We start from the raw sequence: 10,493 nt of genomic DNA on the forward strand, positions 1-10,493 counted from the left end.
GAGCCCACGCGCGACCCGCTATCGGTGCGCCGCCGGGGCGTCCGCCCGCCCACCCGCGGCGGCCGCCCGCGCGAGCACCGTCAGGACGAGCAGCACCGCCGACACCGCCAGCACGCCCCGCAGCGCTGTTGCCGCGCCACCGGATTCGGCGAGCACCCCCGCGAGCGGGGCGCCGATGGAGTTGCCCGCGATCAACGCGCCGGAGAGCACCGCCATGTGCAGCGTCTGCCTGCCCGTCGGGGTGTGCCCGGCCGCCACCCCGTACACGGTCACGATGATCGGGCCGATCCCGAGACCCAACGCCGTCAGCGCGACCGCGAGCAGCCAGCCGTCGGGGACGACGGGGAGCACCGCGCACACCGCCACCGACCACACCGCGGCCACCGTCAGCCGTCGGAACGGCCCGACCGATGCCCGCAGCCTGCCGATCGCGACCGACGCGGCGCCCGAGCCGACACCGAAGCCCGCGTAGATCAGCCCGGCGTTGGACAGCGCGCCGTGCTCGCCCGCGAACGCGACGACACCGGTCATCAGCGCGCCGAGCAGCGCGCCGACCGTGAGCATCGTCAGCACCAGCGTCGCCCGGTCCGCGCGCAGGAAGGACCGCAGGGGGGCGACACCGGCGGCGGGCCCCGCCTGCGGCGCCGGCACGGCCGCGGCGGTGCGGTGGCGGGCGAACAACAGCCCGAAGATCAGGGTCGCCAGCACACAGGCGACGAGCGGTGCCTCCGCGCCGACCCGCGCGAGGATCCCGACGACGGCAGGCCCGAAGACGAAGGTCAGCTCGTCGGCGAGGGTCTCGTACCCGAACGCGGCGCCGCGGGCCCGCTCCCGTTCGGCCGGCGGAAGCGACCGGTCGGCCAGCACCGTCCACCGGACCCGGGCGAACGGACCGATCGGCGGGACGGTGAGGCCGCACATCGCGGACACCAGGATCAGCAGCGGCAGACTGCCAGCCGCGGCGAACAGGACGAGCGCGATGAGCACCGAATTCGCCAGCACCAGCGGCGGAATGACTCGACGCTGGCCGTAGCGGTCCGCGCAGGCGCCTGCGAGCGCCGCACCGACGGCGGCGCCGAGCGCGTAGCTGCCCGCAGCAAGCCCGCCCGCGGCGTACGAGTCCCGCACGAGGGCGACGTAGCTGCTGATCCCGAGGGTGAGCATCGCGAACGGAAGCCGGGCCAGCACACCGATCGGAAGGAAGACGGGGCCCGCCTGGCGCCGCAACGTGCGGAACGGGGCAGCGGTCGAGCCGGGATCCGAGGCCGGGGGTCGTTCCGACGGGACGGTGGGTGCGGAGGGCACGGGGTTCGTGGACACAGTTTTCCTTGTCGAGGCACGCCGAAGCGGTGCATCGTCGTCCCGCCGACACCGCCGATGCTCGAACCCAATGACTAGGACGCACGGGCGCCCCGACATAACTGTGTGGCCGTCACCGTACGAAGCGGCGGGCCCGGTGGTCAAACCCGCGCGGCTGACTAGGCTCGGAGCGATGTCCGTCCGGTACGCGGAACCGAAGCGCGGGGATGCGCCCGGCGCACCCCGCGGTTGGGCCGTACGACCACATCCGATCCTGCTGCTCGCGCTGCTGCTGGTGCTCGCGCAGGCCGGTGTTCGGGGTGCCCTCGCGCTCGGAGGCAACCTGTACTGGGACGACCTGATCCTGACCGGTCGGTCCGCGGCGCTGCCGCTGCTGTCGCCGGAGTTCCTGCTCTACAACCACGACGGTCACGTGATGCCCGCCGCGTTCCTGGTTGCTGGCCTGACGACGACGGTCGCGCCGCTGCAGTGGTGGGCGGCCGCCGTGACGCTGATCGTGCTGCAGCTGGTGGCGGCGCTGGCCGTGCTGCGGGTGCTGTGGCTGCTGCTCGGCCCCCGGCCCGCGCTGCTCGCGGTGCTGGCGATGTACCTGTTCACCCCGCTCACGGTGCCGTCCTTCGCGTGGTGGGCGGCCGGGTTGAACTCGCTGCCGCTGCAGGCGGCGCTGGCGTGGGTCGCCGGCGATGCGCTGCTGCTGGCCAGGACCGGCCGTCGCCGCTACGTCGTCACCGGGGCGGTGGTGACCGCCGTCGGGTTGATGTTCTTCGAGAAGTCGGTGCTGGTGCCGTTCGTCGCGTTCGCCGTTGTCGCGTTGGCGGCGCGGGGTGACGGCGCAGCCGCGCCGCTGCGGACCGCGTGGCGGACCGGTCGCGGGCTGTGGCTCGCCGCGGCAGGCGTCGTCGCGGTGTGGTCGACCGTCTACCTCGCCGTCGCGGACACCGGTCTGCGGATTCCCGCGCCAGCCGACGCGCTCCGATTCGCCCACCACGGAACGTCGTTGGGGGTGCTCCCCACGCTGCTCGGCGGGCCGTGGCGGTGGGAACGCTGGCCGCCGGGGCCGCCGTGGGCCGCGCCCCCGGCCGGGCTGGTCGTCGCGGGCTGGGTGGTGGTCGTCGCGGGGCTGTTCGTCGTCCTCCGGGTCAAGCAACGCACCGGCTGGGTGATCGCGGCGATGGTCGGCTACGTGGCGGCGTCCGAGGCCGCGATGATGGTGGCCCGCTCCGGACCCGACACCACCTACGAACTCGCCCAGACGCTGCGGTACACCAGCGACAGCGCCGTCGTCCTCGCACTGGGCCTGGCGTTGATCGTGCGCGCGCCGTGGCGGCCGGATCCGGGACGGTGCGGAGCGATCGTCCGGCGCGCGGCGACCCCGGCGGTGGCGACGGCGGTGGTCGCGGGACTGGTCGCGTCGAGCGTCTGGTCGACGGGCGCCTTTGCCCGCAGCTGGAACGACAATCCCGGCGCCGAATATCTGGAGACCGCGCGCGCCTCGCTGTCCGCGCACCGGGACGTGCCACTGCTCGACCAGCCGGTGTCACTGATGGCACTGCTGCCGGTCGCGGCGCCGTGGAACGGTGCCGCGCACGTCTTCGCGCCGCTGCCGGAGCGTCCGGACTTCGCCGAGACCACCCCGGAACTGCGGGCCCTTGACGAATCCGGCAGGCTCGTCCAGGCGACCGTGCAGCCGGTGCGGTGGACCGAGCCGGGACCCGACCCGGGCTGCGGCACCCGGATCGGAGCGGCGGGCGGCACCGTGGGATTGGGTGGGCCGCTGATGATCTGGCAGTGGACCGCGCAGCTGAACTATCACGCGACGGCGGGCGGCGCCGTCGCGGTCGGGCTGGGGGCGGGGGAGCCGGTGTCGGTGCCGGTGCGGGCCGGGCTGAACACGGTGTTCGTTCGGCTGTACGGGACCGGGTCGACGCTGTCGGTGCGGCCGCTGACCCCGGGCCTTGAACTGTGCGTTGGTTCCGGTCCGGTCGGTGTCGTGTTGCCGGGGACGCAGGAGGTCCGGTGAGCACGACCGGGGTCGACGCCCCGTAGCGGTCGCGCACCGGCGACGAGGCCATCAGAGTTGAGCGGAACAGACTCAACCCTTCGTGCGTTGGTCTCTGTGACAGCGCCGCATGCCGCCTAGGCTTGCAGGCGACGACCGACGTCTTCCGAAGGGGTGACTCAGTGGATTCGTTCTCTCCGACCACCAAGACTCAGGCGGCACTGACCGCCGCTCTGCAGTCGGCCTCCGCCGCGGGCAACCCGGACATCCGTCCGGCGCACCTGCTGGCCGCGCTACTCGACCAAACCGACGGCATCGCCGCACCGCTGCTCAAGGCCGTCGGCGTCGACCCGACCATCGTGCATCGGGAGGCGCAGAGCCTGGTCGACCGGCTGCCGCGCGCCACCGGCGCCACCACCCAGCCGCAACTCGGCCGGGAGTCCATCGCGGCGATCACCGCGGCCCAGCACCTCGCCACCGAAATGGACGACGAGTACGTCTCGACCGAACACGTCCTGTTCGGGCTCGCGTCGGGCGACTCCGACATCGCGAAACTTCTTGTCGGGCACGGTGCCACCCCGCAGGCGCTGCGGGAGGCGTTCACCGCCGTCCGGGGCAGCGCCCGGGTCACCAGCCCCGACCCCGAGGGCAGCTACCAGGCGCTGGAGAAGTACTCGACGGACCTCACCGCCGCCGCCCGCGCAGGCAAGCTCGACCCGGTCATCGGCCGCGACACCGAGATCCGCCGCGTCGTCCAGGTTCTCAGCCGCCGCACCAAGAACAACCCGGTGCTGATCGGTGAGCCGGGTGTCGGCAAGACCGCGATCGTCGAGGGGCTTGCGCAGCGCATCGTCGCGGGCGACGTCCCGGAGTCGTTGCGCGGCAAGACCGTCATCTCCCTCGACCTCGGCTCCATGGTCGCCGGTGCTAAGTACCGCGGCGAGTTCGAGGAACGACTCAAGGCCGTCCTCGACGACATCAAAAACAGTGCGGGACAGGTCATCACGTTCATCGACGAGCTGCACACCATCGTCGGTGCCGGCGCGACCGGCGAGTCGGCGATGGACGCGGGAAACATGATCAAGCCGATGCTCGCGCGCGGCGAACTGCGCCTCGTCGGTGCCACCACCCTCGACGAGTACCGCCAGTACATCGAGAAGGACGCGGCGCTGGAGCGGCGCTTCCAGCAGGTGCTGGTCGGTGAGCCGTCAGTCGAGGACACCGTCGGGATCCTCCGCGGGCTCAAGGAGCGGTACGAGGTGCACCACGGGGTGCGCATCACCGACTCCGCACTGGTCGCGGCGGCGACCCTGTCGGACCGCTACATCACCTCCCGGTTCCTCCCGGACAAGGCGATCGACCTCGTCGACGAGGCCGCGTCCCGGCTGCGGATGGAGATCGACTCCCGGCCGGTGGAGATCGACGAGGTGGAACGGAAGGTGCGCCAACTCGAGATCGAGGAGATGGCGCTGACCAAGGAGACCGACGCCGCCTCCCAGGAGCGTCTCGCGCGGCTGCGCGAGGAACTGGCGGACGACCGCGAGAAGCTCAGTCAGCTCAACGCGCGCTGGCAGAACGAGAAGCAGGCCATCGACTCGGTCCGGGAGGTCAAGGAGCAGCTGGAGGTGCTGCGTGGGGAGTCGGATCGCGCCGAACGCGACGGCGACCTCGGCAAGGCCGCGGAACTGCGCTACGGCCGGATCCCCGAGCTGGAGAAGAAGCTCGACGCCGCGGTCGAGGCATCCGGTGTCGCCTCCGACGGCGACGTGATGCTCAAGGAGGAGGTCGGCCCCGACGATGTCGCGGACGTCGTGTCCGCGTGGACCGGCATCCCGGCAGGCCGGATGATGGAGGGCGAGACCGCGAAGCTGCTGCGGATGGAGGCCGAGCTCGGCAAGCGGGTGGTCGGGCAGGCCGAGGCCGTGCAGGCCGTCTCCGACGCGGTGCGGCGCGCGCGGGCCGGCGTCGCCGACCCGAACCGGCCGACCGGCTCGTTCCTGTTCCTCGGGCCCACCGGGGTGGGGAAGACCGAACTCGCGAAGGCCCTCGCGGACTTCCTGTTCGACGACGAGCGGGCGATGGTCCGCATCGACATGTCGGAGTACAGCGAGAAGCACTCGGTGGCCCGGTTGGTCGGCGCCCCGCCCGGCTATGTCGGCTACGAGACGGGCGGTCAGCTGACCGAGGCGGTCCGGCGACGGCCGTACACGGTGGTGCTGTTCGACGAGGTCGAGAAGGCGCACCCGGACGTGTTCGACATCCTGCTGCAGGTGCTCGACGACGGCCGGTTGACCGATGGGCAGGGACGCACTGTCGACTTCCGCAACACCATCCTGATCCTCACCTCGAACCTCGGCGCGGGCGGTGACCGGGACCAGGTGATGACGGCGGTGCGCAGCAAGTTCAAGCCGGAGTTCATCAACCGTCTCGACGACGTCGTGATCTTCGATCCGCTGTCCGAGGAGCAGTTGGAGTCGATCGTCGACATCCAGCTCGGGCAGCTCGCGAAGCGGCTGCAGGCGCGGCGGCTGACGCTGGACGTGACGCCGGGTGCGCGGATGTGGTTGGCGGTGCGTGGCTACGACCCGCTGTATGGCGCGCGGCCGCTGCGCAGGCTGATCCAGCAGGCGATCGGCGACCAGCTCGCCAAGAAGCTGCTCGCGGGCGAGGTGCACGACGGCGACACCGTCGCCGTGACCGCCGCCGAGGACGGCGACACCCTCGTGCTCGGCTGACCCGGACGCGGCGCTCGGCTCCGATCGGGCGGCCGCGGACGAAAGGTGTTCGACCGCAATTAAATACGGCACAGGCGCACGGTCCGGGAGGGGGGTCGCGGACCGTGCGCCTGCGTCTTCGGCGACCCGACCCGGGGCTCGTGAGGGGCGAGGCCTGTGTGGGTCGGGCGCGCTGCGGCGCCGTGCGGCGCCGCTTCGAAACTATCGGCATCATTCGGGTGATTCAACGGATCCGGGCCGGTTTGCGTGAGACACATCTCACTCGTGTCCGTCGGGACAAACCCGCCGAGCTGTGATCGCCGCGGCGGTGAGGCGGACGCCACATTGCGCATCATTGGCCGCGTGCCCGGGGGTCCGACGGTACAGTCCTTACCGCCGCGTAGGTAGCGGATCGAGGACGTCAGGGGGGCGAACACGTGGTGGTGAGCAGCAGGTCCGACCGGCCGCAGAAGACGGCGATGATCATCGCGCGGCGGATCGTGGCGGAGATCGACCGCCGCGGGCTACGCCCCGGTGACCGGCTGCCGTCCGAGCGGTTGATGCTCGACGAGTACCAGGTCGGCCGCGGCACTCTGCGGGAGGCGCTGCGCTATCTGGAACTCTCGGGCGCCATCTCCCTCAAACCCGGTCCCGGCGGCGGGCCGACCGTCGAGAAGCCCGACGCCTCCCACCTGATGAACAGCCTCGGGCTGGTGCTGCAGTTCGAGGGCGCGCCGTTCTCCACCATCGTCGAGGCGCGGGTCGGTCTCGAACCGTTGATGGCCCGGCTTGCGGCCGACCGCAGCTCCGACGAGCAGCGCGCACTGCTCGCCGAGTCCGTCGCCAAGATGGGGGAAAACCTCAAGGACCTCGACGTCTTCCTTGAGACCAACAAGACCTTCCACGACGTGATTGCCTGGGCGTCGGGCAATGCCCTGTTCGGGTTCCTCATCGACGCGGTCGACGGGATCTTCGAAGGCGTCGCGCTCGGGGTCGAGTACCCCGCGCATCGGCGGGCGAAGGTCCACCAGGCGCACGCGGAGATCCTCGCCGCGATCGACGCGGGTGACGCGGTCGCGGCCGAGGATGCGATGCGCACCCACGTCCTGGAACTGACCGGCTATCTGCGCAAGAAGTTCCCGGCCGCGATGGCGAAACCGATCACCTGGGATGCGATGCAGTAGCGGGGGTCCGTCCGCGTCTCACAGGCTGTCTTCAGCATCGGTGCCTACTCTGGAGGGTCGGCCCGACCCGGCGGAAAGAGCAGGATCGATCATGAGCAACGCGGACGACAAGCGCATCCCCGACGGCACCGAGGCCGTGCCCGTCGAGTCCGACCCGACGGCGCAGTGGGCGCAACGTGCCGCAGAGTCGATGCCCGACCAGCGGACCGAACAGTTCGACGGTCCGCGCTACACCACCGACCCCCGGCAGGCCTACGGCGACCATCCGACCCAGGCCTACCCGACCCAGGCGTATCCCGCGGTCGCCGACCCCACCCAGGCGTATCCCACCCAGGCGTATCCCACCCAGGCGTATCCGTCGCAGGGGCATCCGGGCCAGGCTCCGCAGCCGACCCAGGCGTACCCGACGTACGACGCCTACCAGGCGCAGCAGCCGCAGCCCACCCAGGCGTACCCGACCTACGACGCCTACCAGGCGCAGCCGCCGCAGCCCACCCAGGCGTATCCCACCTACGACGCCCAGGGGCACGCCCCGAACGCGACCCAGGCGTACCCCACCTACGACGCCTACCAGTCGCCGCCGGGCGCGCCGCCGCCGATTCCTCCTGCGCCGGGCCCGGAGGAGCCGAAGAAGGGACCGGGGAAGGGTGTGCTGATCGCGGCCTTCACGGTCGCCGGGCTGCTGCTCGTCGCGGTGGTCGGCATCGGCGCGATGCTGCTCGGTTCCGGCGGCGGTGGCGACGACACCACCGCGGCGGCGCCGTCGACCACCGCGACCCGACCGCCGGTCACGCTGCGCCCGACGCCGCCGTCGCCGACGGCGGAACCGGAGATCGTGCCGCCGGACCTGTCGCAGATCCCCGGCGGTGTCGGGGAGGCGATCGGGGCGGCGGGCGCGGCCGTCGGCAGCGTGAGCTCCAACGACGGCGGAACCCTGATCCTCGACGGTATCGGCGGATCGCAGGTCACCGTCCACACCGACGCGTCGACCCGGGTGATCGCGCTCGGGGCGAGCACGGTCGCCGATCTGCGGGTCGGCGAGACCGTCGTCGTCCAGGGGGACCGAGCCGGGGACGGCACCGTCACCGCCCGCGTCATCATCAGCACCACGATCCCGGATCTGGGTGATTTCGGTGGAAACTGACCACCGACTTCGAGCCGAGTGCCGCGCGCAGCGCGCGGGCTGGATAAGGTGACGAACGATGACGCTCATCTGGTTCGGACTCTCGGCGATCGCGCTCGCAGGCGCGATCGTGTTGTTGTACGTCGACCGCAGCAGGCGCGAGCAGTTCGGGCGCGTCCGGCAGATCTGGGCGAAGGCGCAGGGCTACATCTACAACGAGTCCGACGATCAGCTGCCGTCGAACTGGCATCGGGCCGCGCTGGCGCGTCAGGAATACCTCGGTGCGGTCGACGTCGTGCACGGCACCCGGCGCGGTGAGAACTTCGTGCTGTTCGACCTGCCGGAGGCGGTGACCATCGTCGCGGTGCAGCGGTCCGTCGGCTCCGACGTCGACATCGACCTGCGGCTGAAGTCGACGCCGCCGCCGAAGGACACCGACCTCAACCTGCTCGGTGCGATCGGCCCGCGCGTGGTGTTCGCGACGGACCTCGAGATCGCCCGACGGGTGTGCGACCAGCGGATGGTGACGTTCGCGGAGACGGTGCCGCCGCAGGTGCAGATGCTGTGGAGCGAGGGGGACTGGACCCTCGGCTCGCTGCCGATCACGAGCAGCGGGCGGGACTGGGACGCCGCGATCGAGGCCGTCTCCCGGCTGTCCGGGATCCTGCACGTCCTGCCGCCGGTGTCCGAACCTGCGGGCATCCCCGCGGACGCCGCGCACGATCCGGGGCGTCCGCTGCCGCATCCGTTGAACCTGCGCGCCGACGACTGACGGGCCGCCGCCCCGCCGCCGCGATGTGGCGGCAAATGTCCCATGTGAGTAGATTTCGTTGTTGTGACTGTTGTGATTTCTGTGGCGGTTGTGGCTATTGGTGTCATTGTTCTCGGCTGTTGGGTGGGGATCGTCGCGCGTCGGGCGCGGCGGACCGGCGCGAACCTGACCGGCAGCAGGCACCTTCTCGAGGTCGAACTCGGCCGCCGCTACGAACAGACCGATCACCTCGTCACCGTCGCCAGGGCCGCGGGCCTGGACCCGGACGCGGTCACCCCCCTCGCCGGCGCCCGGGCGCTCGCCCTCGGCCTGCGCGCGGACGCCGCGCCCCTCGCCGACCAGGCGGCGGCGGAGGACGCGATCACCGCCGCACTGCACCGGGTGACGGCCGGCGCCGCCGCCGATCCGCAGCTCAGGAACGACTGGACCATCCAGCGCCCGATCCTCGAACTGCAGGTCACCGAGCAGCGACTCGCGGGCGCCGCTCGCGTCTACAACGACCAGGCCGCCGCAACCGACACCCTGCTGCGGGGGACCGGCACCGGGCCGGTCGCCCGAGCCCTCGGGGTGCGTGCGGTGTCGCGGTTCGAGGCGCTGCCGATCGAGCTACCGGCGGACCGGGCGGTGAACGACGAGGTCGCGGGCGGCTGAGCCGGTGGTTCGGGGCGGGCACCGCAGCGACTAGGCTTCAAGGCCGACAAGGCACGGAAGAAGGAGCGGTCGATGACGGAGAAGGCTGAGCTCGCCGGGCTCGTGCGGGAGCTGGCTGTGGTGCACGGGAAGGTCACCCTGTCATCCGGCAAGGAAGCCGACTACTACGTGGACCTGCGCCGCGCGACCCTGCACCACCGGGCAGGCCCGCTGATCGGGGCCCTGCTGCGGGAGCTGGTCGCGGACTGGGACTTCGACGCGGTCGGTGGCCTGACGATGGGCGCGGACCCGGTTGCGCTGGCCGTCATGCACGCGCCGGGGCGGCCGATCGACGCGTTCGTGGTGCGCAAGGCCGCGAAGGCGCACGGCATGCAGCGGCAGATCGAGGGCCCCGACGTCACCGGCAAGCGGGTGCTCGTCGTCGAGGACACCACCACCACCGGCAACTCGCCGCTCACCGCGGTCCGGGCACTGCGTGAGGCGGGCGCCATCGTGGTCGGCGTCGCAACGGTCGTGGACCGGGCCACCGGTGCCGACGAGGTCATCGCCGCCGAGGGCGTCGAGTACCGGTCGCTGCTCGGGCTCGCGGACCTGGGCCTCTAAGCAGCTCCGCTGCCGTGGGGGGGTTTTTTCCCCCCCCGGGGGGAAAACACACACAACCCCGCAAAAAAACCCCCTGTGCGCGTGTCCCTCCGGAAGACAGCGCACCCACCCCCCCCCACGTTTTTTC

8 protein-coding genes are annotated in these 10,493 nt (G+C 71.6%); 7 read left to right on the forward strand and 1 reads right to left on the reverse strand.

Translation table 11 applies throughout. The annotated features are described in order from the left end of the window. Window positions 1-18: 18 nt before the first annotated feature. Window positions 19-1,320 carry an MFS transporter gene (locus tag ACWF62_RS13465; protein ID WP_452630308.1) on the reverse strand — a complete coding sequence of 434 codons (1,302 nt, stop codon included), beginning with the start codon at window positions 1,318-1,320 and terminating at the stop codon, window positions 19-21. Window positions 1,321-1,492: 172 nt separating this feature from the next. Between ACWF62_RS13465 and ACWF62_RS13470 the strand changes: the two genes are divergently transcribed. The 7 genes from ACWF62_RS13470 (at window position 1,493) to pyrE (ending at window position 10,366) form a co-directional block, all read left to right on the forward strand. Beyond that, window positions 1,493-3,340, forward strand: coding sequence for a hypothetical protein (locus ACWF62_RS13470; RefSeq protein ID WP_452630309.1), 1,848 nt, complete (start codon window positions 1,493-1,495; stop codon window positions 3,338-3,340). Window positions 3,341-3,501: 161 nt separating this feature from the next. Further along, window positions 3,502-6,054, forward strand: a complete 2,553-nt coding sequence (gene clpB / locus ACWF62_RS13475) for an ATP-dependent chaperone ClpB (protein WP_378508934.1) — start codon at window positions 3,502-3,504, stop codon at window positions 6,052-6,054. Window positions 6,055-6,476: 422 nt separating this feature from the next. Further along, entirely contained in the window at window positions 6,477-7,217 is a 741-nt protein-coding gene (locus tag ACWF62_RS13480; RefSeq protein WP_378508933.1) for a FadR/GntR family transcriptional regulator, read from the forward strand. Window positions 7,218-7,308: 91 nt separating this feature from the next. Then, entirely contained in the window at window positions 7,309-8,361 is a 1,053-nt protein-coding gene (locus tag ACWF62_RS13485) for a DUF5666 domain-containing protein (RefSeq protein WP_452630310.1), read from the forward strand. 58 nt (window positions 8,362-8,419) lie between these two features. Further along, window positions 8,420-9,112 (forward strand): type III secretion system chaperone family protein, encoded by a 693-nt coding sequence (locus ACWF62_RS13490; RefSeq protein WP_378508931.1) that lies wholly within the window; start codon window positions 8,420-8,422, stop codon window positions 9,110-9,112. A gap of 90 nt (window positions 9,113-9,202) precedes the next feature. Beyond that, a complete protein-coding gene (locus ACWF62_RS13495; RefSeq protein ID WP_378571307.1) occupies window positions 9,203-9,763 on the forward strand; it encodes a LemA family protein in 561 nt (186 codons plus the stop codon). Between the two features lie 72 nt (window positions 9,764-9,835). Further along, window positions 9,836-10,366, forward strand: coding sequence for an orotate phosphoribosyltransferase (pyrE, locus tag ACWF62_RS13500; RefSeq protein WP_378508929.1), 531 nt, complete (start codon window positions 9,836-9,838; stop codon window positions 10,364-10,366). Window positions 10,367-10,493: the final 127 nt, after the last annotated feature.

This window comes from Rhodococcus sp. NPDC054953 (genome assembly GCF_053609225.1).